27 protein-coding genes and 1 riboswitch are annotated in these 23,657 nt (G+C 40.4%); of the genes, 5 read left to right on the plus strand and 22 right to left on the minus strand.

Features of this window, described 5'->3' with window-relative positions:
* Positions 1–110: 110 nt before the first annotated feature.
* Positions 111–215: riboswitch (molybdenum cofactor riboswitch) on the minus strand.
* Between the two features lie 110 nt (positions 216–325).
* From DS742_RS27670 to trxA, 21 genes are all read right to left on the minus strand, one after another.
* Positions 326–766: an MOSC domain-containing protein gene (locus DS742_RS27670; RefSeq protein ID WP_117420126.1), complete on the minus strand. Its 441-nt coding sequence runs from the start codon at positions 764–766 to the stop codon at positions 326–328.
* A gap of 12 nt (positions 767–778) precedes the next feature.
* A complete protein-coding gene (locus tag DS742_RS27675) occupies positions 779–2,701 on the minus strand; it encodes a molybdopterin biosynthesis protein (protein WP_117420127.1) in 1,923 nt (640 codons plus the stop codon).
* Between the two features lie 50 nt (positions 2,702–2,751).
* On the minus strand, positions 2,752–3,981 hold the full coding sequence (locus DS742_RS27680; protein WP_117420128.1) for a molybdopterin molybdotransferase MoeA: 1,230 nt from the start codon (positions 3,979–3,981) through the stop codon (positions 2,752–2,754).
* A gap of 22 nt (positions 3,982–4,003) precedes the next feature.
* Complete coding sequence (locus DS742_RS27685; protein WP_242996883.1) at positions 4,004–4,690, minus strand: ATP-binding cassette domain-containing protein; 687 nt, start codon at positions 4,688–4,690, stop codon at positions 4,004–4,006.
* Positions 4,674–5,342, minus strand: a complete 669-nt coding sequence (locus tag DS742_RS27690) for an ABC transporter permease (protein WP_117420152.1) — start codon at positions 5,340–5,342, stop codon at positions 4,674–4,676. Before DS742_RS27690 ends, DS742_RS27685 begins: the two co-directional genes overlap by 17 nt.
* Positions 5,343–5,376: 34 nt before the next feature.
* Positions 5,377–6,291 (minus strand): ABC transporter substrate-binding protein, encoded by a 915-nt coding sequence (locus tag DS742_RS27695; RefSeq protein ID WP_117420129.1) that lies wholly within the window; start codon positions 6,289–6,291, stop codon positions 5,377–5,379.
* A gap of 43 nt (positions 6,292–6,334) precedes the next feature.
* On the minus strand, positions 6,335–7,279 hold the full coding sequence (locus DS742_RS27700) for an MOSC domain-containing protein (protein ID WP_117420130.1): 945 nt from the start codon (positions 7,277–7,279) through the stop codon (positions 6,335–6,337).
* A gap of 13 nt (positions 7,280–7,292) precedes the next feature.
* Positions 7,293–8,273, minus strand: coding sequence for a GTP 3',8-cyclase MoaA (gene moaA, locus DS742_RS27705; RefSeq protein ID WP_117420131.1), 981 nt, complete (start codon positions 8,271–8,273; stop codon positions 7,293–7,295).
* Positions 8,270–8,758, minus strand: a complete 489-nt coding sequence (moaC, locus tag DS742_RS27710) for a cyclic pyranopterin monophosphate synthase MoaC (RefSeq protein ID WP_117420132.1) — start codon at positions 8,756–8,758, stop codon at positions 8,270–8,272. The genes moaA and moaC overlap by 4 nt, the downstream gene beginning before the upstream one ends.
* A gap of 232 nt (positions 8,759–8,990) precedes the next feature.
* A complete protein-coding gene (locus tag DS742_RS27715; protein WP_117420133.1) occupies positions 8,991–9,386 on the minus strand; it encodes a hypothetical protein in 396 nt (131 codons plus the stop codon).
* Positions 9,387–9,420: 34 nt separating this feature from the next.
* Positions 9,421–9,732 carry a nucleoside triphosphate pyrophosphohydrolase gene (locus DS742_RS27720; protein WP_117420134.1) on the minus strand — a complete coding sequence of 104 codons (312 nt, stop codon included), beginning with the start codon at positions 9,730–9,732 and terminating at the stop codon, positions 9,421–9,423.
* Positions 9,733–9,935: 203 nt separating this feature from the next.
* A complete protein-coding gene (locus tag DS742_RS27725; RefSeq protein WP_117420135.1) occupies positions 9,936–10,787 on the minus strand; it encodes an Mrp/NBP35 family ATP-binding protein in 852 nt (283 codons plus the stop codon).
* A gap of 29 nt (positions 10,788–10,816) precedes the next feature.
* Entirely contained in the window at positions 10,817–11,308 is a 492-nt protein-coding gene (locus tag DS742_RS27730) for a flavin reductase family protein (protein ID WP_117420136.1), read from the minus strand.
* Between the two features lie 140 nt (positions 11,309–11,448).
* Positions 11,449–11,925: a DUF134 domain-containing protein gene (locus tag DS742_RS27735; RefSeq protein ID WP_117420137.1), complete on the minus strand. Its 477-nt coding sequence runs from the start codon at positions 11,923–11,925 to the stop codon at positions 11,449–11,451.
* Positions 11,926–11,970: 45 nt separating this feature from the next.
* Positions 11,971–12,831, minus strand: coding sequence for a damage-control phosphatase ARMT1 family protein (locus tag DS742_RS27740; protein WP_117420138.1), 861 nt, complete (start codon positions 12,829–12,831; stop codon positions 11,971–11,973).
* A 14-nt stretch (positions 12,832–12,845) separates the two neighbouring features.
* Positions 12,846–13,202 carry a NifB/NifX family molybdenum-iron cluster-binding protein gene (locus DS742_RS27745; protein WP_117420139.1) on the minus strand — a complete coding sequence of 119 codons (357 nt, stop codon included), beginning with the start codon at positions 13,200–13,202 and terminating at the stop codon, positions 12,846–12,848.
* 48 nt (positions 13,203–13,250) lie between these two features.
* Complete coding sequence (locus tag DS742_RS27750; RefSeq protein ID WP_117420140.1) at positions 13,251–14,096, minus strand: ATP-binding protein; 846 nt, start codon at positions 14,094–14,096, stop codon at positions 13,251–13,253.
* Complete coding sequence (locus tag DS742_RS27755; protein WP_117420141.1) at positions 14,090–14,917, minus strand: nucleotide-binding protein; 828 nt, start codon at positions 14,915–14,917, stop codon at positions 14,090–14,092. The genes DS742_RS27750 and DS742_RS27755 overlap by 7 nt, the downstream gene beginning before the upstream one ends.
* 19 nt (positions 14,918–14,936) lie before the next feature.
* Complete coding sequence (locus DS742_RS27760; RefSeq protein WP_117420142.1) at positions 14,937–15,299, minus strand: NifB/NifX family molybdenum-iron cluster-binding protein; 363 nt, start codon at positions 15,297–15,299, stop codon at positions 14,937–14,939.
* 246 nt (positions 15,300–15,545) lie between these two features.
* Complete coding sequence (locus DS742_RS27765) at positions 15,546–17,093, minus strand: putative bifunctional diguanylate cyclase/phosphodiesterase (RefSeq protein ID WP_117420143.1); 1,548 nt, start codon at positions 17,091–17,093, stop codon at positions 15,546–15,548.
* A gap of 72 nt (positions 17,094–17,165) precedes the next feature.
* Positions 17,166–17,477: a thioredoxin gene (gene trxA, locus DS742_RS27770; RefSeq protein ID WP_117420144.1), complete on the minus strand. Its 312-nt coding sequence runs from the start codon at positions 17,475–17,477 to the stop codon at positions 17,166–17,168.
* Between the two features lie 196 nt (positions 17,478–17,673).
* Here trxA and DS742_RS27775 point away from each other — a divergent pair, with 196 nt between their 5' ends.
* From DS742_RS27775 to DS742_RS27790, 4 genes are all read left to right on the plus strand, one after another.
* Positions 17,674–17,982 (plus strand): PadR family transcriptional regulator, encoded by a 309-nt coding sequence (locus DS742_RS27775; protein WP_117420145.1) that lies wholly within the window; start codon positions 17,674–17,676, stop codon positions 17,980–17,982.
* Between the two features lie 20 nt (positions 17,983–18,002).
* Positions 18,003–18,641 carry an ABC transporter ATP-binding protein gene (locus DS742_RS27780; protein WP_117420146.1) on the plus strand — a complete coding sequence of 213 codons (639 nt, stop codon included), beginning with the start codon at positions 18,003–18,005 and terminating at the stop codon, positions 18,639–18,641.
* A 3-nt stretch (positions 18,642–18,644) separates the two neighbouring features.
* Positions 18,645–19,427, plus strand: coding sequence for an ABC transporter permease (locus DS742_RS27785; protein ID WP_117420147.1), 783 nt, complete (start codon positions 18,645–18,647; stop codon positions 19,425–19,427).
* Between the two features lie 150 nt (positions 19,428–19,577).
* Positions 19,578–20,606, plus strand: coding sequence for a YARHG domain-containing protein (locus tag DS742_RS27790; protein WP_170313624.1), 1,029 nt, complete (start codon positions 19,578–19,580; stop codon positions 20,604–20,606).
* A gap of 57 nt (positions 20,607–20,663) precedes the next feature.
* Here the strand turns inward: DS742_RS27790 and DS742_RS27795 are convergent, their stop codons facing one another.
* On the minus strand, positions 20,664–22,886 hold the full coding sequence (locus DS742_RS27795; protein ID WP_117420149.1) for a peptidoglycan-binding protein: 2,223 nt from the start codon (positions 22,884–22,886) through the stop codon (positions 20,664–20,666).
* Between the two features lie 193 nt (positions 22,887–23,079).
* On the opposite strand from DS742_RS27795, the gene DS742_RS27800 reads away from it, so the two are divergent.
* Positions 23,080–23,613: a hypothetical protein gene (locus DS742_RS27800; RefSeq protein WP_117420150.1), complete on the plus strand. Its 534-nt coding sequence runs from the start codon at positions 23,080–23,082 to the stop codon at positions 23,611–23,613.
* The last annotated feature ends 44 nt before the right edge of the window (positions 23,614–23,657 follow it).

Consider the following 23,657-nt stretch of genomic DNA (forward strand, 5'->3'; position numbering starts at 1 on the left):
GTTCATCTACCCTGATCTCTCCAGTTGATAAATTAATCCGGGCTATCTTTCCATTGTACGCTGTCTGCATAATAACACCCTTTCCTTTCATTGTTTAATAGTAAACTGTAACGAAATAGAAAAGGAGTCCTTTCCAAACGCGGGAGGCACTAATTCTTAGGTTAGTACCCATAGGTTTTATCTACTCAAGATAAAACTCGGATCCTTAAATTTATTGTACTTTATTCTTCAAAAAAATGCAATTAGTTTTTTATTTGTTGTTTTTTTAACAAATTTTTTCTTTTATTGACAATATTTTTTGTAACATTTTTCATTTACTGGTCTTTTATTCTATATGCCTGATTTGCTCACCGATTTGTATTTTTCCTGACTTTATAACTTTTCCGAAGCATGTTCCCGAGGTTAATACACATGGGCGATCCGTCTGTCTCAGGATACATTCAGGAAAGCAGCGTTTGGTATATGGCCCTATTTCTATGGCTGCTTGATCTGTAATTAAAATATCGCCTTCATTCAGCAGGGTATAGTCGATCCCCTGGGTCACAATATTTTCCTGGAATTTTCGGAAACACAAACCTTCTGTTTCCTGTTTTCTGATCCACTGTTTTGATTTTGACGAAATAAGAGCTATCTGTTTCTCTCCTCCTAAAGCATGGCAATCCCCGGCAATTCCTTTACCCGCTTCAAGCTCTACGAATGTTACACATTCAAATGGCTGACCTTTTTTTCTCTGTATCTGAAGTGATTCTACATATCCTGACTGCAATTTTGTACCCCGTTATTCTTGAAATTTTTCATCTATAAAGTAAATGTCTCCCGCCTCTTCATACTGGTAACCTCCGGCGTTTGCCAAACGTGTATGAAGCTCACTACTCTTTAAAACTTCAATAAATGCCTGGATTTCAGGAAGTTTCAGATATTTTACGGGAACAGCAAAATCATATTCCTCCTGCCCGACTTCTATGAAATCCAGCTGCATTGCCTTTGCTGCCGCGAATATACCCATGGCTGCATCTGCACTGTTTCCGGCAACTAGAGCAGCCACAGCCATATGGGTGGCTGCCTCTCTGTCGTAGCCAGTAATCTCAGAGGCGTCCATGCCAGCCTGCTTCAGTTTATAATCAAACAATACTCTTGTTCCTGCACCTCTCTGCCGGTTCACAAACCGGCATTGTTTTAAGTCTGCTATTCCTTTCAAGTTCAAAGGATTTCCTTTTTGCACAATGAGTCCCTGAATGCGTTTAACCCCTTTAATCAGCGCCATGGGTTCTTCAAACATTCTTTTTATATAAGGTATATTATATTTACCAGAGGCTTCATCCAGAAGATGGACAGGTACGATATGAGCTTCTCCTCTTTTTAGTGCCATTAATCCTCCCATACTTCCAATATGAGTACTGGACAGATATACACCCGGATAATGGAATGCCATCAGATCAGCAGCCAGATCAAGAAGCAGGTCATGACTGCCAATGCAGACAACCGTATGTCTTATTTCCTGCAGGCTTCTGTACAATTCAACTCTGACCGTTTCTCCGGCTTCGATTCCTTCACAGTTCTGTTCAATCACACAGAAACCGTCGGCACGCACAAGGCTCATGGCTGCACCTGCCCCTCTGGCAAGGGGAGACGCTACCAGTTTATCACCTACCTGTCCCACCTTTACCCTTACGTATTCTTTATGCTTGAGAGAAGATATCATTCTCTTTGACAGCACTGCCTCTGCCACATTATTATCACAGTAGGTTTCTCCTGTCAGCAATGCCAGTACCGGCTTTACAAAATTTTCAAAATCAATATAGGCAGAGACCGGATAACCGGGAAGACCGATCACCGGTTTTCCTTTTACGACAGCCAGTATCACCGGTTTTCCGGGCTTAATTGCAACCCCATGCACCAGTACTTCTCCCAGTTCCCTTAAAATATGCACGGTAAAATCTTCTGTCCCCGCACTGGAACCAGCATTGATTATTACCATATCGTAGCTGTCCAGTGCTTCTGAAACCGCTGCTTTTATTTTATTGTAGTCATCCGGGGTAGGCGGAAATCGGTCTGCTAATCCTCCATACGAGGTTATCATTGCCTCAAACATTCTGGAATTTGATTCAATAATTTCTCCTGCTTCCGGCGTTTTGGTTGGTTCAATTATTTCAGTTCCGGTTGGAAAGATTGCTGCTTTTGGCTGCTTTACCACCATGATTTTAATAATTCCGCCTGAAAATAATACGCCTATGTCAATCGGCCGTATTTTGTGCATGCTGGGCAGAAGCATCTCTCCGGATACAATGTCTTCGCCAATGGGTCTGATATGCTGCCAGGCTGTTGCTGCTTCCAGAATTTTAACAGTTCTTTCGTCAATTTCAATTACGTCCTCTGCCATGATAACTGCGTCATAAGGATAATTAACAGGATCTCCGGTATCAACCACAATAAAATCCTTATTCTTTTCTAAAATAAGAGGCGTCCTTTCTGAGGCGCCCTTTGTTTTTTCCGTTATTACTGCAATCCCATCCATGGCTGCAGCATTAAAAAGAGGTGACGAGCACCTTGCATAAACAGCCTCTTTTGTTATCCGGCCCAGACTTTTTTCTACCGGAATTTCCTCATACTGCATTTTTACTATATCTTTCAGCGCTTTTTTATAAATGTCCAGCGCTTCCTTTACAGGTGTATTATTTAAATAGAGATTTCTGTTTGCCATAGCTTCTATGCCTTTCTGCTTTTTCCGGAAGTCCTTACTTTGATGTGATTTTATATATAAAACACTTCAACAATTTCGTCTTTTTTAAGCCCTTCTTTATTCTCATCAATTAAAATATAGCCATCAGCTCTTGTCATGGTCGTAATAAGGCCCGACTTTCCGAAAACAGGTTCTGCATGTATTTCATTTTCCTGCCTGATCAGTTTAACAAGCTGGCAGGTCATTTTTCCAGGCGCTCCTGCCAGATTTGATGTGATGCGGGCAAATAAAGAGCTGTCTGCAGGCTGATCTGTCAAATGCTTCCAAACCCATATAACCAGCAGTTCAAAAACCAGCATGGCTGCTACCGGATGACCAGGAAGTCCTGCCAAAAGTGTACGGCTGTTTTCATCATATCCTGCAATAGTTGGCTTTCCCGGTTTTAAAGCCAATCCATGAATGAATGAACCCTCACTTGCCACTTCGTCAATGATATCATTGGTTGCATCCTTTTTTCCCTGGGAGCTGCCGCCTGATATGATAACCACATCACTCACCTGCATCGCCTGTATCACGGCTTCTTTTAACTTCTGTTCGTCATCCTTTTGTACCACTGTATTCAGTACTGTAAGGCCATGTTTTTGTGCCTGGGCACAAAGTGAATAGGAATTAATATCTCTTATTTCCCCCGGAGCCGGTGTGGTATGAGGGGGAACCAGTTCATCCCCTGTGGATATAATGGTAATCTCCCATGGTTTAAAAACCACGGCCTCTGTAATACCCAGGCTTGCCATAGCTCCAATTTCCTGAGGACGGATTTTGGTCCCTTTCTTTATAACTATTTCTCCCTGCTCTATGTCTTCACCAGCCAAAACCACATTTTTCCCATAGGAAACCGGACTGTAAACAGCTACATGACTGCTGTCAAAGGCTTCACAGTATTCAACCATTACCACTGCATCTGCTCCAGGCGGAATCATTCCTCCGGTGGGCACATAAACGCATTCCCCGGGATGTATCTCTTTCAGGGCCGGAGAACCCATGTCAATTTCATCCACACATTCCAAAAAAACCGGCAGATTCTCCGATGATCCGGCGGTATCACCAGATATAACAGCATATCCGTCTACGGCAGACCGGTGAAAGGCCGGTACCGGTTCTCTGGAAATAATGTCACTGGCTAATATATATCCCTGGGATTCAAGTAATTTTCTGCATTCTGTCTTAAGCAGCTTATTCTGCAAGATGTTTACTGTCTTATCTCTTGCTGAAGCTATGGTATCTACCTTTAATAATTTCATTCTTATCTTTGCCTTTCCTGATTCAGTTTCCAATCATATATTTTGACAAATATTGTCTGATAACAGGATTATCAGAATTAAGTAAAATCTCATCCGGAGTTCCCGATGCGAGAATACTTCCTGCGTCCATAAAATGGATGCATTCACAAAGCTTATAAATATGTGTCAGCTGATGGCTTACTATGATCCATGTAGCCGGTTTTTTTAACTGAATTTCAGAAATTATCTGCTCAAACAGTACGACACTGTCCGGATCCATATTGGCCATGGTTTCATCGATAAAAATTACTTCTGGCTCAAAGATCAATGCTCTTGCTAATGAAAGCTTCTGGCGTTCTCCGCTGGAGAGGCTTGGAGCATATTGCTTCTCTTTGCCGGAAAGCCCGCACCTGTCTATCCATTCCATGATTGTTTCTTTCTTAATAATCTGCTTCCTTATCTTTAAAGGATATGTGAGATTATTATATACCGTATCATGAAGCATATAGGGTCTTGGCGCTGTAATTACAATATCCCGCTTCGTTAATGCACCAAAATCCATAACCCCCGTATCAGGCTTTAACAGCCCTGTCATCAGCTTTATCAGTGTAGACTTGCCGCTTCCGTTATTTCCTATAATACCATGAATTTTTTTCTCTTCCAGACATAAATCATTCACATTTAACTGAAAGTCACCTATTTTTTTTTCCAGCTTAATTATTTTCAACATTCTCTTCGTACCTTCTGAGAAAATCTACAAAACATTGGATTATAAAAGAAATTATAAGCAGAACTAAACCCAAAGTAATTGCTTCCCCAAAATCGCCTTTATTTCTCATTAATGATATTGCAGTTGTCATTGTTCTTGTCTTATACTTTATATTACCGCCTACAATCATCACAGCACCAACCTCACTGATGGAACGTCCAAAACCGGTTATAAGGATGAAATAAATGTCATTTTTTATTTCCTTTATCACAAGCAGAAATGTCTGCCACCGGTCAGCCCCCATGCTTATTGCGAAGTTTCTTATCTGAGGCGCCATATTTTTACAGGATGTATAAACCATCCCGCTGATTATTGGAGCAATGATACCTGTCTGTACAATGACCATCGCCGGAAAAGTAAATAATAACTCCCATCTGCCCAAGGGCCCTCTTCTCATTAAAAGCAGATAAACTGCTAAACCTGCGACCACGGGCGGAAATCCCATTAAAGTCCGGTTTATTCTGATAATCACCTTTTTACCGAAGAAGTCAACCCGTTCCAAGAACATACCAAACGGGACACCAAGTAAGGCAGAGATAAAAGTAGAGACAATCCCCAGTTTCATTGTCAGTAGGATAATATCTATGATTTCCTGATTTATTTCAATGCCCATACTTGTCCAAAACTGCATTCATGCAGACTCCTCTTTATTTATTTGCTGCTGCGTCAGGAGTAAATAAAGATTCTCCATACTCTTTAACACCAAAATCTCCGATGAGCTTCTGGGTATCATCTGAAAGTATCCAGTTAATGAAATCCTGTGCGCCTTCTGCATTGATTTTTGAACTCTTTTCCGGATTTACCGCGATTACACCATAATAATTGAGAAGCTGTTCATCCTTTTCACATACAATATCCATAGCTGTCTTTGATTTAGTGGCTAACCAGGTCGCCCTGTCTGAAAGCGTACAGGCTTTTTTTTCGTCTGCCATCAGCAGGGTAGCCCCCATTCCCTGACCTGCACTGATATAATTGGGGTTATCCGCAGGTGTTATATTCAGATTTTTCCAGATAGAGAGTTCCTTTGTATGGGTACCGGATTCATCTCCCCGGGATACGAAGGCGTCCTTATTATCAAATATAGTTCGAAAGGTCTCTTCTGCATTATTGTTCTTTTCTATTTTCCCCTTCGGTCCCACAACCACAAAATCATTATACATGACATCAAAACGTTTTAAACCATGTCCAGCCTGTATGAATGCTTCTTCCTTTGCTTTTGCATGCACAAGCAGTACATCCGCTTCTCCGTTCTCCCCCATCTTTAAGGCTTCCCCTGTACCGACTGCTATGGTATCCACTTCCCAGCCTGTTTTTTGGGTAAAATCAGGCAGTAATTCATCCAAAAGCCCTGAATCCTGTGTACTGGTAGTTGTTGCCAAAATTATCTTACCCTTTTTGGCTGTTACAGAAGCTGTTGTTTCAGCAGAAGTGTTTTTTGTTGTACTCTCTGCAGCAGTGTTTTCCTGTTTTCCCAAATCCCCCTGTTTTGCAGAATTACTGCATGCTGATAATACAGTGCCTAATATGATACAGGAAAAAATTACAGTAAATTTATTTTTCATCCAATTAATCCCCTTCTTTTTATATATATAAGCAGCTGCCTTCTTATCTTGCGCAATTATTAGCAGTTCCAATCAGGATCTTCAGACCATGCTCAAGTTCAGTAATCACATAAGTAAGGCATTCTTCCACGGCTTTCGGACTGCCTGGCAGATTCAGTATTAATGTGGATTTTCGGATACCGCAGGCAGCTCTTGATAACATGGACCGCTTTGTCATCTGCATACTGTAGGCACGCATAGCCTCCGGTATTCCGGGAACCATTCGTTCAACGACTTTTTGAGTTGCCTCCGGCATACAGTCTCTTTGAGAGAAACCGGTTCCACCAGTGGTTAATATAAGATCTGCCGTATGATTGTCACAGATATATTTCATCTCGTCGCACAGCATGGTCATATCATCAGGAAGAATGGTCTGGTGAACAACTTCATATCCATATTCTTTCACAATTCTGCAAATAACAGGTCCGCTTATATCTTCTCTTTCTCCTGCAAATCCGGAGTCGCTGGAGGTTATCACCGCCACCCGCAATTTATCAGTTTCCATTTTCACCGATGCAGCTTCCAATACGGCCATATCATCCCCTTCCCGAATGATACCGCCTGATAATACACGGGCAAATACACCTTCTCTGGGCATAATGCAATCTCCCATTTTGTGATAAATCTCACATCCGGTATGGCATTCTTTTCCAATCTGGGTAAGTTCTAAAAGAACGTCATTGCATTGAAATCTGGTACCTACCGGCAGGGAACGGAAATCAATCCCTTCCACTATAAGATTTTCACCAAATGCGCCTTCTGCTACTTCTGCTCCCCGGTTCTTAAATGCTTCAATCTTATCATTGGACAGCAGACTGACCTGTCTGTGCCATTTTCCTGCATGAGCATCTCCTTTTATTCCATATTCCTTAATAAATTCTGCCATATGGACATTTTTCTTTTGTGTTCCTTTTTTTTCACTGATGCAGACTGCGATTATTTTTCCCATAAGTATTCTTTTCTTATCCTCCTATTTTTGACATACCGTCGAGTTCTAATGTTCCCTGAGGATTGTCCCCTTTAAAGTTGTGGCTGACTGGCTTTTCATAAATTGTCTGCTCAATCATCTGTTCCAGAAAAGAATCCTCTTTATTGCCTCTTAAAACTTCTTTTAAGTCCGTTCCATGTTCATATTGCAGGCAGGTTTTTAAATAACCATCGGAAGTAAGCCTTACCCGGTTGCATTCATTGCAGAATTTGTGGGAAATCGCACTGATAAAACCAATTTTCCCCTCAAATCCGGATACTGAATAATAATGGGCCGGTCCGTTTCCAAGCACAGCATCAACTGGTTCTAATGGTCCATAGGCTTCTTTCAGAATTGCAATGATGTCCTCTTCACTATAATAAGAGTAGTTTTTTCCAAGCCCGATGGGCATCATTTCTATAAAACGGACACCCAGTCTGGAATTTTTTGCCATACCGGCAATCTTTATAATATCTTCCTCATCTGTATCAAGAACCGGAACACAATTTAATTTCACTTTTAGTTTCGGATAATTAAGCGCATCCTGTATTGCCGAAAGCACCTCATTTAAAGCATCTTTTCTTGTGATCTTCTCATATTTGGAAGGATTCAGCGTATCCAGACTGATATTAACCCCATCTAATCCGGCTGCCGCAAGATCAGGAAGATGTTCTCCCAGTAACAGACCGTTGGTTGTTAAAGTAACGTTTTTCATTCCAACCTGTGTTTTCATCTGTCCGATGAGAGACGCAACATCTTTTCTTACCAGCGGCTCGCCCCCTGTTATCTTTACTTTATCAATTCCAAGCTTTAAAAAGCATCTGCATAGCCTGAGAATTTCATCAAAGGTCAGTATTTCTTTATGGGATAAAGATGGAACGCCCTCCTCTGGCATACAATAAATACAGCGAAGATTGCATCTGTCTGTTACTGAAATCCGAATATAATCAATCTTTCTATCCCACTTGTCAATCATCCCATGTCCTTTCCGTTGAAAATATCTCCGCTTTTTCCTCCGCTCTTTTTCTCAAGGAAAATATCCGTTATCTCCATATTCTTATCAATTGCTTTGCACATATCATAAACCGTAAGCAGAGTTACCGTAACTCCGGTGAGAGCTTCCATCTCAACGCCGGTTTTTCCTTCCGACTTAACCAGGCACACCGCTTTAATACTCCCTGTTTCCCTGCTTACTTCAAAGTCTATCTGACATTTGTTTATAGCAAGCGGATGACACATAGGGATAAGTGAAGAGGTGTTTTTTACCGCCATGATTCCTGCTACCCTGGCTACCCCAAGCACATCTCCCTTTTTCACGGTATGATTTAATACAGCCTCCATAACCTCTGGATTTACAATGATCTTACCTTTTGCAACTGCTGTACGCACAGTGATATCCTTCTTTGATACATCAACCATAATCGCATTGCCATGGTCATCAAAGTGTGTCAATTCTCCCATATTATTACCACCTCATCTTCTGGAATTTTAAAATAGTTGTAAATTAGTGTAATTTCAAACGCTGACCGCCTGCGGATATCACGAAAAGTGTATCGTTTTACGCCCTAAAAACAATAGGCAATTTATGAAATAAATATATATTATAAAGACTATTTTGTCAATATTAATTATTTTACGTGTCGCTTGTTCGTTTTTTTTGTAACATATTGCTAATTTCTATTTTTATGTTAATCTATTTTTCCAAGCAAAAATCACTAGCGAATATACAGCCCCAGGCAATAAAAACAAACCGATATATTGAACTAAAAGGAATGATTCCAATAGTCATATACCCAGACAGTCTTAAAACAATTACAATCATATATATTATTAGCAAAAAAATATCTGTCAGTTTAAAAATTTTCATTTTTTTAGAGATCCGAATCTTTGATAACTTAATAAATATAGTCGTAAGACAAGCAGAAATCAAAAAATAAAAAAGAGGAATTGCTATATAACCATATAATGTATCCAGAATTAAATTTATATTTCTATAATAAAGTGCTGTCTCATAATACCTCATAAATAATAAACAGCATATAACACCTAATGCTAATAATGTTTCACTACTTGTTTTATAATTTTTCAACCTTCTGCCCCCTCCAGCCAGTAACCATATGGCATTAAATAGAACTATATTCCAAAAACAACTTTCTTCCAAATCCGCCCCGTTCTATAAACTTTTCTCTCCGCTTTGCGTCCAGTTCTTTTTTTGTATATCCCCGTGCCTCACATATTGCATACAAAACTTCCAGAACATCGGCCATTTCCTCCAGGCTTTTATCTTCCTGATATTCTTCCACTTCCTCCTGAAGTTTTTTTTCCAAAGCAGTAAGATATTCCTCCTCCGACAGGACATGATATACTGCCTTACGCCCACTGCTCTCAATAATCTCCGGAATTTTATCTCTTACCAGTTTATTGTGTTTATCCAAATGTTTACCCCTTCTTTCTTCAATATCACTACATACTTTGATTATACTACGAAAAGCAGGCCGCTGTTAACCCGCTTTTTAAATAAAGGAAAATTGGAAAAAAAGAGCCGCTGCCATACAGGCATATCAGTCCTATATTGCAACGGTCTTATTATTTAATTGTTTTACTGTTTGTACTGTTTATACTGTTTTAACTGTTATACTCATTCTTTTGATTCATACATTTTTTCAATATGATCTGCTGCGTCCTTCAAATAATCACAGGAAAAACGTTCAAACTCTCCCTTATCTACCAGACTTGCAAGTGCAGGATCAACCGGTATTCTTCCCAGTATATCAACGCCTGTTTCTTTTGCTATTTCACCCAGTTTGCTCTGTCCGAATATGGGGATTTCTTTTCCGCAATCCGGACACTTTACATAACTCATGTTTTCCACGTATCCAAGAATGGGAATATTCATTAATTTGGCCATGTTATAAGCCTTTTTCACAATCATGGAAACCAGATCCTGGGGAGAGGAAACAATTACAATTCCATCCAGCGGAATAGACTGAAATACTGTTAAAGGAACATCACCGGTTCCAGGCGGCATATCAATCAACAGATAGTCTAATTCTTCCCATACAACCTCAGTCCAGAACTGCTTTACTGTACCGGCCAGAATAGGACCTCTCCATACAACAGGAGAATCTTCTTTTTCCAGCAGCAGATTCACCGACATTATTTTTATGTTATTTACCGTTAATTCCGGAAGTATTCCTAATTCATTTGCGGCGGCCTTTCTCGTTATTCCAAACATTCTTGGAATGGAGGGGCCGGTAACATCTGCATCTAAAATTCCCACACGGTATCCTTTTCTATTTAACAGGACTGCCAGCATGGCTGTTACAAAAGATTTTCCTACACCGCCTTTTCCGCTCACTACACCAATTACATTTTTGATGGAACTGTACTGGTTTAATTGTTCCAGCATACTTTCTTTGCTGTGTTCACACCCTTCACAGGATTCCTTTGTACAACTGCTGTCCGAACAACCCTTTGAATTTTCGCTCATATTCTTTGCTCCTTATTATTGTTTCAAAATTATATTACCTGAATCTTAGAAAAATCAATGCTTCCATCTTCATTGAGTAAATTCTCATTCGCATGAACATACTCTACTTTTCCAACAAACATTTCATGGGACCCGGTTACAATGGAATCAACCACGGTACACTCAATATTGACAGGGCAGTCTGCTAAGATAGGAGCATTCACAACTTTTCCATTTTCTATTCTGACATTCTTATCCTTTAGTTTGTCCGCATCCCGCTTACTTACTCTCCCCAGGTAATCAAATACTTCCTGATAATCTTTTTCTGCAATGTTTACCACAAAGCATCCGGATTCCTTAATCATTTTATAAGAGTATCTGGTTGGTACAATGCCCACCATTACCATTGGCGGTGCATAGCTGCAATTTCCGCAATAAGCCACAGCCAAAGCGTTATCCTCTCCATTTAATCCCCGGCAGGAAACTAAAACCCTGGGTGCAGGCCAAAGCGAACCCTTTTTATTTGCTTCCTTCTTGATCATGATGAATTCTCCTTTTCATTTGTTTTTTGATCTTATGCCCATTAAAACATTTTAATCCTATTTTGAGCATATGTCAATATCTACAAAAAAAGTGCCCGGCTGCAGCAGATATTCTCTGTGCATTCAGACACTTTTATATTTTAATAATCAATATCACGGTGGCGCCAGCAGTTCTTTCTGCAGAACTTATTCCTGCAGCCAGCCTGGCAGATCACATTGACAGAACCACAATCCGGGCATTCATATGCTCCGTTCTTAATCGCTTCCAGATTCTCAAAGCTTTCTTTCCACTCTTTCCCGCAATCCTTGCAGATAATCGGGCAGATATTCCGTGTGAAATTACCGCCTTCGATCCGGATCATCTTCCCATGTATCAGACTGTCCGCCACCTTCTCCCTGGCAGAAAGTAAAATACGCTGAAAAGTAGGTCTTGAAACTTCCATTCTCTGTGCGCATTCCCCCTGCTCCAGACCTTCTAAATCTTTCAGCCGGATTGCTTCCAGTTCCTCTAATTTTAAAATATTTTCAGGCAGCTGTTCTACCTCTGTTTCTGAGGGAACAAAATACGGAACGACTGGAACGTGCTCTATTTTTCTCCATTTTGTTGGTCTTGCCATCAAATCACCATTCTTTCACACCCGCTTTTGCAGGCTTATTCTGTCTTAAAATGAATTCCTTTTGTTGTTATAGCAAAAGATATAATCATTGACATTTACATGAAACTTCCTTGCTATCGCCGGACACTTTGCTTTCAGGAGAAAGAACAAATTCCCCTGTTCTTCCGAAAGCGCTTCAAAATTCCCCTGTCCTTTACTAATAATAATATCGGATTTATTGTAAATGTCAACAAACTCATCACTGCAATCAGACAGAATTGCTCCAGGTGCGCCGCAGCCGGTGGAAACAACGCGGGCTACCGTATTAAGTCCCGATGCAATTGCTTCTTTTTCTGTTACATCGTTGATAATCGGTTCATTCCGCACGCCATAGGTAATTATAACGTCATGAAAACTCTCCAGCATAACCCTGTCAAATATTGTTTCACCAGTATTGTCTCCAATAATCAGAATATTTTCTGCCCTCTGTAATTTATCCGTAAAGATATCCAGATCGCATACGGAGAACTCCTTTTCCAGTTCATTCCTTACACATGTCTCCAGCTCAACATCACTGTAAACAGCCGAGTCCAGATTATTCCCGGTTGCTGCGATTTTCAAGGCCCAGTAAATACTGTTTCTCTTACTTTGGAGAAAATTCTTTAAAAATGGGTATAAATCCTCTGCTGCCTGTAAATCTTTTTGTTTGACCTGCAGATATGGATCCTGGCTGCCCGTCTCATTCCTCACAAGCTTATGTATTTCCCTTGCAAGTTCTGGTGAATTTTTATAGTTTTCATAGTCAGACAGTAATTTTATGGTTTCTTTCATGATTTTATTATGGCTTTCAGCCCTGTCCGTCGCCATTCTGGCCGCTTCCAGAGACTGGCGCAGCAGGCATGGGATACAATCAATTAATAATTCCATTATATTTTCCCCGATTAATCATTACAGTGACCTTCATGGGCATGTTCTGTACAAATACTTCCACTAGACTGCAGATCGCCTTCCAGATACCGTTTTACTGCATGATCCATATTACCCTGGGCACCAACCACCACTTCTATGCCGTTTTCGTTAAAAAGTGTCTGTGCAGTCTCCCCCATTCCACCGGCAATAATAACTTCTGCCTCATGCTCCTTTAAAAATACGGGAAGAAATCCCGGCTTGTGACCTGGATTGGGTAAAAATGTCTTACCCTTGATTTCCTTATGATCAACATCATACATTGTAAAACCCTGACAATGTCCAAAATGTCCGCTCACCATTGTTCCCTCACTTGCTACTGCTATCTTCATTTTTACTCCTCCATTTCATTTATTTAATCATTTTACAGTTACCAGTTATTATATCACACGCGTGATGAAATTCCACATGTCTTCCATTGCTTTTCTGGCCGGGCTTTCCGCAAATTCCGTAACAGGCTTTAAAGCATTAACCGCTTTCATAACCAGGGGATCAAACGGAATTAGCCCTGCTACCAAAAGCTTATTTTCTTCTGCAAAACGTTTAATCTGATCTGTCATATCCAGATTAATATCGTACTTATTTATACAAATCATGACTTGTGTTTCAAAATGCTCCGACAGCTCCAGAATTCTTTTTAAATCATCCAAACCGGACCTGGTCGGTTCCGTTACAATAAGGGCTGCATCCGTATCTGTGATCGAAGCAATCACAGCGCAGCCAATTCCAGGTGAACCATCAATAATCTGCAGACTACCCTTTTGTGCAATCCTCTTTGCATTGTTTCTAAGCTGTGTCACCAGTTTTCCGGAACCATCACTTCCAATTCCCATTTCTGCCCTTGATATAAATCCTTTCCCTGTTTCAGTAAGAAAGGTATCCGCTGTCTTTTCCTCTTCCAGGCAGATTGCATCCTGACTGCATACTAACGTACAAGCACCGCAGCCCTCGCATTGAAAATGATTTATTGTTAAATTACTGATTGCTCCAAACTTGCAAATCTCTTCACAGCGCCCGCAAAAACTACAAAGATCTTTATTAATCCGGGCCTTCATGCTTCCATAGAAATTCTTTCTTTCCACATCAGTCCCCCGGTGAAAAAGATAAAGATTGGGTGCATCCACATCACAGTCAATCTGCATTACATGCTGTGCTAATTCAGACAGCGCTGCTGCCACAGTTGTTTTCCCGGTTCCGCCTTTTCCGCTCAGTACTGATATTACCATGAGAAAACCTCCTTTATCTGAGAAGATATCTCTTCAAAATTCTTTCTGTATCCCTCACTCTCACAAAGCATACTGCCTTTTGAATACAGAATGGCAGCTTCCCTGCTGTAGGGAATGACTCCAAGAAGGGGGATTTCTTCCTTTTTGCAGTAAGCTTTTATCCTATTTTCTGTACCGTCATCTTTATTTATAATGATTCCATAAGGGATTTTAAAAAGCGTTACAAGCTCAACCGCCATCTTGAGATCATGAAGGCCAAATTCCGATGGTTCTGTCACCAGCACCGCGGCATCTGCTCTTTTTAATGAATTCACAACATTACAGGAAGTCCCAGGCGGGCAGTCAATGAGGTGGTCTTTAACTGAAAGCCCGGTTAACAGTTCACGGATTACCGGCACTGCCATTGGCTCCCCCACATTTAACACCCCGCGACTGCAGGGAATCGATTCTGCCAGCCCATGTTCCACAATTCCAATGGGACGCTTTTGATACGTTAATGCCTTAGACCTGCATACCAGGCTGCACGCCCCGCAGTTATGGCATAATTGCTCAAAAACCGCAATTTCTTTTCCTGCTTTTGCAAGTGCATGGAACTGGCAGACTTTTGAGCATGCTCCGCAAAGAGTGCAGCTTTCCGGATCTATGACAGGGTAATGGGTAAATACGGTCTCTTTCTTTGTAATGGAAGGCTTCATAAAAAGAAATCCATTGGGCTCTTCTACATCACAGTCCACATAGCTGATCCCCAAAATCTTTGCAAGATTGGTGCTCACTGTTGTTTTCCCCGTTCCGCCCTTACCGCTAAGTATTGCTATATTCATGCCATTCTCCTATAAATCCTTAATTCATTCCATGATGTGCTTTTCCGGCCAAAGCAATCTCAGACAGCTGATTTTTTTGAAACTGTTCAATGGCACCGGTTACCGGAATCTCCTCACAGCTATAAGCTTTGATCCCCGCTTTTTCCAGCAGTTCAAATGCATTTGGTCCCAGGTTCCCTGTTATTACTGCAGTGATCTCCTCTTCCAGCACCTGACTTGCTGAAGCAATACCAGCACCGCCTCCAGCGGATACTCCCTTATTTGAAATTACATGAAATTCTTCTGTTTCGGTGTCATAAATTTGAAAATAATCACATCTTCCAAATCTTCTGTCCAGCATGTCTTCCCGGTTTTGACCAGTTGCTGAAACTGCTATCTTCATATCATTTACCTCTCTTTCCCTATTATGAGCATATGCCAATTAAATAATACTACATTGGCTGGTTATTGTCAAATGCTCATAATTATTTTATTTAAATTCTTCTGCAAATCATTTTTTCCGCAAAAAAATTGAGGCACGAAATGTGTCTCAACCTCTTTTGGGCAGGCAATACTTCTCTGCGTCTTGGACTGTCCAGCTTGCTCTTATTTATTATTTATACTTATATGTCATTGTTTCACTCCCATCTTACTCTTTATTTTCCAGAAACATTCTTTCAAAATCACCTTTATTAACCGGTCTTCCAAAATGATATCCCTGGAACATATCACACTGCATTTCCTTTAATATCTTTAATTGATCTTCATTTTCTATTCCCTCAGCTATTACTTTAAGCTGAAATCCATGCGCCAGATGAATGATATTTTCCAAAAGCACCTTATCTTTTTCATTGTAACTGACGGAATCAATGAATGATTTATCAATTTTTATTATATCAATCGGCAATGACTTTAAATAATTTAAGGATGAGTACCCGGTACCAAAATCATCCATACTGACCCTGATCCCATACGACTTCAGCAGTACAATGTTTTCAACCGCTTTATTAAAATCTTCAATAACCATTGACTCCGTGATCTCAAATTCAAGATACTCTGCGGGCACATGAAAAGATTCAATTTTTTCCATCAGCGTTCGGATCAGCTTCCTGTTGGTAATGTGCTGGGATGTAATATTAATGGAAATAATAAAATCACTTTCTCCCTTTTCAATCCAGGAAAGAATATCCGTACATACTTCTTCCAGAATCAGATCCGTTATTGCCACAATAAGACCATTTTTTTCTGCAAATTCAATAAATTCTGACGGGAGAATCACCGTATTATCCCCTTTCACCCACCTTGCCAATGCCTCTGCACCGGTAAGCTGTCCGTCGTTCGAATACTTAGGCTGGTAGTAGACTTTAAATTCTTTTTGTTTAATCCCTTCCTTTATCTCCTTCTTCTTTATTGTTTCCTCATAAAGATTCAGGCTCATATTCTCATCATAAAACGTATAGCTGCTTTTTCCAAGCTTTTTCGACATATACATGGCATCATCGCTGCAATTATATAAGGTTTGAAAATCCGTTCCATCCTTCGGCATAAGTGCTATGCCCAGACTTGCACTCACATAATCAACCTTACTGCCATTCACGTAAAATGGTTCCCCAAATAACCCCAGTATTTTTTTAGCCATCTGCTCCGTCTGGGCCTGATTTCTGACAGATTTAATGAAAAACAGAAACTCATCTCCCCCAATATGGCATACACAGTCCTGTGCCCCGACCACATTTTCAAACCGCTCCCCAGCGAGTTTTAGTAATTCATCACCCGCAAGATGGCCTAACGTATCATTAACCGCTTTGAAATCATCCATATCCAGGCTGATTAAAGCTGCAAACTCCCTGTCTGAAGAAATTTCATTGATTAAATTATTCATCATATAATTTTTATTGGGCAGCCCTGTTGTACAGCTATAAAAAGCATAATTATTAATTTTTTTAAATATCCTGGAAACCAGCATCACAATTAGCCCGAACAGTAAAATCATACTGATATTTATGAATACTATTTCTACCATAAACAGCTGTATGTTTTCATTATCCGGACTTATATTTAAACTTTTCAGCAGATTCATAATAATAAATGATACGGAAATAAACTCTGCCATTGCCACAATAATCAAGATAAGCAGCACCATCTGAATTGGTAAGCGGTTTATTTTCAGGTTTAATTTTTTCTTAAGCAGCATCATATTAAACCCCAATCTTATTTTTTATATGTGCATAGAATAAAAGACAGAGTTCCAGCCTCTGCCTTTTATTGTTTACTGGAGCATTGATAAAAGCGTCTGCTTTGACTGTACTCCAACTGTGCTTTTTACCACTTTTCCATCTTTCATCACAACCAGAGTCGGAATACTCATTACCTTGAATGCCTGGGCAAGCTCCTGTTCCTCATCCACATTGATCTTGCCGACTCTGGCTACATCAGCCGTCTCTTCGGCAACCTGCTCTACAACGGGTCCCACCATCTTGCATGGTCCGCACCAGGATGCCCAGAAGTCAAGCAAAATGGGTTTATCTGACTGCATTACCTCTTTTTCAAAATTATCTTTTGTTATTTTTAATACACTCATCGTATATTCTCCTTTCTGTTGAAACCAAACATGTTCTTGATGGTGTTATTCTAACTCAAAATTATTTTTATTTCTGTGATGATGTCACGAAGGTATTTTTAAACTTTTCTTGCATTCTTTAATCATTGATGATATTATAATATCATAATTCGATATCGTTATCAAATATCGGCATTCAAACATTGGAGGATTGAAAATGAAAGACAAAATAATGAGAAAATTCTTTCTGGGATTTATTCAGATTCACATACTTCATCATGCAAAAAAAGAACCGTTTTATGGTGTCTGGATGATAGAAGAGCTTAAAAGCCATGGATATGATATGAGTCCTGGAACACTTTATCCCCTTCTTCACAGTATGGAATCAAACGGACTTCTGGAAATGGAAGAAAAAACAGTTGAGGGGAAAATCAGAAAATATTATAAAATAACCAGTCTGGGCGCCGATGTTTTAGAGGAGGCCCGAAAAAAAGCCCATGAACTTTTTAAAGAAATAAAGGATTAAGGAAAGGAGGCTGGATTTTTATGTTTTCACTCAGGGAAGTAAAATATAAGCATATTCTTGACATTGAGGAACTGAATATTGAAAAATCCAAAGTTACGTGCATTATCGGAGAAAGCGGCAGCGGAAAATCCACGCTCCTGCGTCTCCTGAACAAACTAATCAGCTGTGACAGCGGAAAAATCATGTACAACGGACAGGATTTAAACTCCTGTGATTCTGTGGAATTAAGAAGAACTGTAGTCATGCTTGCCCAGCTTCCCGCCATTTTTCCGGGTACTGTAAGAGATAACCTGCTGATTGGCCTTAAATTTGCAGAAAAACCTGCTGCAAATGATGATAAGCTCCTCCATGTTTTAAATATGGTCCATTTGAATAAGTGCCTGGATGATGAAAGCGATCTGTTATCCGGCGGTGAAAAGCAAAGACTTGCGTTAGGCCGGGTGATCTTACTTGATCCGGAAGTCTTTTTGCTTGATGAGCCCTCCTCTGCACTGGATGAAGAAACAGAGCGGTTCATCATTGAAAATCTGGTTGCATACACAAAGAAAACCAGCAAAACTTTAATTATGGTTACTCATTCTAAGAAAGTTGCACAGACTTATTCAGACAATACCATAGAACTTTCTCAGGGTAAGGTCAAAAGAGCCAGGGAGGTGTAGGATATGAATCAGGTCATTGATCTGCAGATATGGCAAATGCTTGCCGCATATATCTTTGTTCTTATAGTAATGCTGATCGTTAAACTAAAAGGGATTCCAAGAGAAAAGGAACTGCTCATTTCTTCCGTAAGAATGACAATCCAGCTTATCCTCACCGGGTATCTGTTAATATATCTGTTTGATACCTCATCTCCTCTGTACACAATCCTGGTATTAATTGGGATGGAGGTATTCTCTGTTCATAATATCATAAAGAGAACGAAACAAAAGCTTTCATCAAGGCTGGTCCGGATCATAGCATTTTCAATGGCTGCAGGCACCATTTCCTGCCTGTTATATTTCCTGCTTGTAGTTGTACGGATATCTCCCTGGTATAACCCACGCTATTTCATACCAATTGCAGGAATGCTGATCGGCAATTCCATGACGGGCATCTCCATAGGCGTGAGCCGTTTGACAGAGGGCATGGAATTACAGAAAAATATAATCGAAGGAGCTTTGATGTTAGGCGCAACACCAAAGATGGCAGCAAAGCAAATCGTCGATCATGCATTTGACTCGGCAATCCTGCCTACCATAAATTCAATGGTTGGTATGGGAATTGTGTTTTTACCGGGAATGATGACCGGTCAGATCTTATCCGGTACATCACCGGTAACAGCGATTGAATATCAAATAGCAATTATGCTGGGAATTCTTGGCAGCGTGGCTTTATCTGTTATTTTGTTTGTACAGCTGGGTTATCAGACATTTTTTAATGAGCAGAGTCAGTTAAACATTCATTAACCTATGGGTATAGTGTCTATATCATTTATTGTAGATGTGATATAATCCATATGTGCGCAGACGAAGCGCATCCTTCTATAAAAAAAGTGGAGGCCGTCAAAACTTTTATTACTATTTGTGCAGCAAATTGGCGGCGGAATGGAGATTATTATGAAAAGCAGAGCTATTTTAATGATTGTTTGCAGTTGTCTTATACTATCCGGCTGTGGGAAATCCAGTCCCAGTCATTCAGATGACATCAAAACGGCACAAACGGCTGAAACGGCTGCAGACACGCAGCCGGAAGCTGGGAAACAAACCGGCGTAACTGCAATTACAGAAACGGAAGCTGAAAATTACGAAGGATATTCCGGTCTTTGGACCGAAAGCAGCTTCAGTCATGAAGAAATCATTACCTATGGCGGCTTGGAATTTTCCATACAGGTTACAGAACAAAATAATTTAAACGGCTACTTATTTATGCAGCAGGGCACAAGCGAACGCATCGCAGAAATTGATAATATAAACGGAAAAATAAATAACGGAGAGTTAAACTACAAGTATAACGATGACGGTTGGGGCGGTTCCGGAACTCTTCATATCACATTCAGCAACAATGATGCGATTCAGATCGAGGTACAGGATTATAAAATGAAAGATACCAATTTATCCGGATATGGATTTTCGGGTATCTACCAGCTGCAGCGGTCGAAACAAAAGAAAGGGGAAGAAAAAGAAAGCATTCGTGCAGATAACCAGACATCTGAACAGGATTTGCTTAATGCAGTACATGAAAAATATTATTCCAGGTGGACGGAAGACGGGATGCAAAATGCAATCGCAGAAAGAAAACAATACCGTGATCAATGTTCATTTTATCCAGAAGTAGAGGAATATCTGGAACAGGTCCGGGAAGTGAGGGATATTTCTTCTCTTGTGGAACCTTTATATTATACCGACATGAAAATTTATCAAAAAGAGGATTTTGATGATGTTCCTCCATTAATCATACATCTGGCTAAAAATGAGATTTATGCAAGACATGGCTATATATTTAAAAATGAGGATTTGAATAATTACTTTAAAGGACAAGTTTGGTACGAACCTGCAATTACTCCTGAGAATTTTAAAGACAGTCTGTTTAATAAAAACGAGCAGGAAAATTTAAAGCTGCTATCCAGTCTTGATACTTACAAATAAAAGACGATAAAATGATAAAGAATGGGATGCCGCAGGAATCCCATTCTTTATCCTCTTTTATGGAGTATTAATTCCAAAACCAGTTAAGCCGGAAGCTGTCATTGATCTTGTGAGCGACTTAACTGTATCGTCCGAAGTATTACCTTCAATTGTTGTAAATGTTTTTGCAGAAGAATCATAACCGGTTACAATACCGACATGGGATGCTCCGTTTGATTTATTAATAAATACATCCCCCCGCTTTGGAGTATAGACAGATTTATCCCCAAATCGGTTTTCTGCCTGATAAAACGAGAGATACTGGGATACTGCCACGCTTTTTGGTACAAGTCCTAACTGGCCGCTTACATTTAGTAAACCGGCTTTATTGGCACACCAGGAGACAAAGCATGCACACCACGCATTTCCCTGGGCACTGGGAAACCATTTATTATATTTATTGTAATTTTCCTTCCCCCTGTCTGATTCGGGCAAGCCTTCAAAACGATCCTGTGTGGCTTCATATAATGCGTATGTTACCATATTTTCTACATATTCCCCCAGGGTGTTTCCATTGGAAGAATTATATGCCCTGGCTTTCTCATAAACTAAATTACGGCGTTCGGAATATTTGCCCAGGCCGTAACTGGTTCCATTTTTCACATAAATATCTTTGAGGGCGTAATTATGCAATTCTTCCAGAGTTAAAGTATTCCACTGTCCGTTAATCAGATCGCCAATTCTGCTGATCCCCTTCGGGGATTGATTATAACAATCACAGAAATAAATTAAAACCTTATCATCGCTGATTCCCAGACCTTTTCCATGCTCAATATAGCTGTTTACATCATTGCGTTTCAGACTTTCCTGTGCCTCATGGGATTCTTCAGTATCCAGAAGATTCTTTAATAACCCAAGTTCAGCTGATGAAATGGAAGCAGGAGTCAGTGTTTCAAACGGTTCCCCATTTCCATTTATAATATATTTACCAATGACAGTTTCAGACATAATGGAATCAAAGCTTTTTGTATTTCTGTTTCTGATATCAACTAAAAGGTTATATGCTCTTGATGCGCGCCATTGAAGGAGTCCTATAGAAAGAACATCGGTTGGATTTACGGAGTCATATTTTCCCTCTTCCGCACTGATCACCTCCACCGTATATTCCAGAAGTGAGCCTGTAACAGGAATGGGGGGGAACACAGGATTATCTGCGGAGCCATCATTTCTTTTTGCCGAATCGGAATACAGACTGCTTAAAGTTTTAGGACCTGCTATCCCATCTGGTGTCAGACCATTAATTTTCTGAAACTTAATCACTGCAAGCGTTGTATTGCGGCCGAATTTCCCATCTGCTCCGTAAGATCCGCAGTTATAATTCAGAGCAATAAGCCTTTCCTGCAGTCTTTTCACAGCCTCTCCGGAACTGCCTTCTCTTAAAACATCACTGTTTGTACCGGAGCCTTTTACCGCATTTGAAGAATTCAGCTTATTCCAGGTTTTCGTTCCCACCTTACCATCTGGTGTAAGGCCATTGTTCTTCTGAAATTTGATGACAGCATTTTCCGTAGCATGTCCAAAACTTCCATCTGCTCCGGTAACACCGCAATCGTAATCCAGCTCCAAAAGGCGTTTTTGAAGCTTAATAACAGCCGTTCCCTTACTTCCCAGGACAAGGAGCGGGGTTTCTGTCTGATCATTGTGAGGCGCTGTATCAAGCTTTGCCCAGGTATTGGAACCAACCTTTCCATCAACACTTAGCCCATTATTCTGCTGAAACTGTCTCACAGCCCGGTAAGTATCGTCCCCAAATATTCCGTCTGCACCATTTTCTCCGCATGAGTACCCCAGAAGAATTAACTTCTTTTGAAGCTCGATAACTGCATCACCGGTGCTGCCCAGCTGAAGCAGGGGTCTTTCCTGTGATGGATCGGAAGCATATAATTTACTGAGAGTGCTGCTGCCGGCCATTCCATCTGCGGTCAGTCCATTTGCTGACTGAAATTTAATCAAACCATTGTAAGTGCCGTCTCCTGCCACCCCGTCAACAGTTCCGGTGTAATACCCCTTTTTCTTTAGTGCCGTCTGAATGGGAGTTATGTCTGTTTTTATTTTCCCCCAGGTTCCATCGCCGACAATTCCATCCGGTGTCAGCCCTCGTGCAGATTGGTACTTTTTTACGGCAGTAACCGTGTTATCATCAAAAACACCATCCAGCCGTTTTGGATTAAAGCATAAAATTCTTAATCCCTGTTGTAAATACCTTACGTTGTTTCCTGAATCTCCTTTTTTAAGTAACATTTCTTTCTCCTCCTGAAATTATTTTTTTAAATCTTCATTCAGTGAGAAAGAAAAATGAAATTGTTTTGTAAACCTGAAAATGGCAGAATGTTATTTTGATTTTTCGGGAACCGTCCAGTTTACAACTATTCGCTTTCACTCTTTTTACATGATAGATAATCGATTATCGAAATAATTTAAAAGGAGTGATTTTATGTCGAATTATTTTTGCATTAACAAAAGCGGCAAATCTGTGCCAGTATATTCTGATACAGATAAGAAAAACAAAATAGGTACAATCTATAACCGGGAGGCATTTGGTTATAACCGGAACTGGGGCGGAGATGATTATTTTTGTCAGATCGTTTTCCGCAATTCCAAGGGATCTCTTTCAGCTGGTTTCATCATTGATCCACCTAATGGCGCCTTGACAAACTGCACCGACTATCCTTATGGAAATGCAACCATCAATGGAAAGTCCTACAAAACATTCATCATGCGCAGTTCAAAAACCGTGTATACGGCAGGCGGCAGCAGATGGGGAGCCGTGGCCGCAAATTGCCGGGTTGCCTGCCAGACAGCAATGGCCGGCGACAGCCACCCCGAATGGAAAGGTATAAACTATGTAGAAAGTTCCAAAGGCGGCTGGGTTGCAGTAACTGGCGATGGTTTAAGTTATGGATTTGTTGATGCTGGATTAAGTACAGCTTCCGACTATAATTCCATACCTATGTACGGCAGCTGGTAAAGATCAAACAGAGATAAATGAAGAGGGGCTGTAAAAAAAGTCCT

This window comes from Lacrimispora amygdalina, assembly GCF_003432035.1.
Classification (GTDB): domain Bacteria; phylum Bacillota; class Clostridia; order Lachnospirales; family Lachnospiraceae; genus Lacrimispora; species Lacrimispora amygdalina.

Coding starts and splice junctions, on each gene's coding strand:
- DS742_RS27675 (WP_117420127.1), bottom strand. CDS start 2,701: ATGGCAAACAGAAATCTCTATTTAAATAATACACCTGTAAAGGAAGCG.
- DS742_RS27680 (WP_117420128.1), bottom strand. CDS start 3,981: ATGAAATTATTAAAGGTAGATACCATAGCTTCAGCAAGAGATAAGACA.
- DS742_RS27685 (WP_242996883.1), bottom strand. CDS start 4,690: ATGTTGAAAATAATTAAGCTGGAAAAAAAAATAGGTGACTTTCAGTTA.
- DS742_RS27690 (WP_117420152.1), bottom strand. CDS start 5,342: ATGGGCATTGAAATAAATCAGGAAATCATAGATATTATCCTACTGACA.
- DS742_RS27695 (WP_117420129.1), bottom strand. CDS start 6,291: ATGAAAAATAAATTTACTGTAATTTTTTCCTGTATCATATTAGGCACT.
- DS742_RS27700 (WP_117420130.1), bottom strand. CDS start 7,279: ATGGGAAAAATAATCGCAGTCTGCATCAGTGAAAAAAAAGGAACACAA.
- moaA (WP_117420131.1), bottom strand. CDS start 8,273: ATGATTGACAAGTGGGATAGAAAGATTGATTATATTCGGATTTCAGTA.
- moaC (WP_117420132.1), bottom strand. CDS start 8,758: ATGGGAGAATTGACACACTTTGATGACCATGGCAATGCGATTATGGTT.
- DS742_RS27725 (WP_117420135.1), bottom strand. CDS start 10,787: ATGAGCGAAAATTCAAAGGGTTGTTCGGACAGCAGTTGTACAAAGGAA.
- DS742_RS27730 (WP_117420136.1), bottom strand. CDS start 11,308: ATGATCAAGAAGGAAGCAAATAAAAAGGGTTCGCTTTGGCCTGCACCC.
- DS742_RS27735 (WP_117420137.1), bottom strand. CDS start 11,925: ATGGCAAGACCAACAAAATGGAGAAAAATAGAGCACGTTCCAGTCGTT.
- DS742_RS27740 (WP_117420138.1), bottom strand. CDS start 12,831: ATGGAATTATTAATTGATTGTATCCCATGCCTGCTGCGCCAGTCTCTG.
- DS742_RS27745 (WP_117420139.1), bottom strand. CDS start 13,202: ATGAAGATAGCAGTAGCAAGTGAGGGAACAATGGTGAGCGGACATTTT.
- DS742_RS27750 (WP_117420140.1), bottom strand. CDS start 14,096: ATGGTAATATCAGTACTGAGCGGAAAAGGCGGAACCGGGAAAACAACT.
- DS742_RS27755 (WP_117420141.1), bottom strand. CDS start 14,917: ATGAATATAGCAATACTTAGCGGTAAGGGCGGAACGGGGAAAACAACA.
- DS742_RS27760 (WP_117420142.1), bottom strand. CDS start 15,299: ATGAAGATAGCAGTTTCAGCAACTGGTCAAAACCGGGAAGACATGCTG.
- DS742_RS27765 (WP_117420143.1), bottom strand. CDS start 17,093: ATGATGCTGCTTAAGAAAAAATTAAACCTGAAAATAAACCGCTTACCA.
- trxA (WP_117420144.1), bottom strand. CDS start 17,477: ATGAGTGTATTAAAAATAACAAAAGATAATTTTGAAAAAGAGGTAATG.
- DS742_RS27775 (WP_117420145.1), top strand. CDS start 17,674: ATGAAAGACAAAATAATGAGAAAATTCTTTCTGGGATTTATTCAGATT.
- DS742_RS27780 (WP_117420146.1), top strand. CDS start 18,003: ATGTTTTCACTCAGGGAAGTAAAATATAAGCATATTCTTGACATTGAG.
- DS742_RS27785 (WP_117420147.1), top strand. CDS start 18,645: ATGAATCAGGTCATTGATCTGCAGATATGGCAAATGCTTGCCGCATAT.
- DS742_RS27790 (WP_170313624.1), top strand. CDS start 19,578: ATGAAAAGCAGAGCTATTTTAATGATTGTTTGCAGTTGTCTTATACTA.
- DS742_RS27795 (WP_117420149.1), bottom strand. CDS start 22,886: ATGTTACTTAAAAAAGGAGATTCAGGAAACAACGTAAGGTATTTACAA.
- DS742_RS27800 (WP_117420150.1), top strand. CDS start 23,080: ATGTCGAATTATTTTTGCATTAACAAAAGCGGCAAATCTGTGCCAGTA.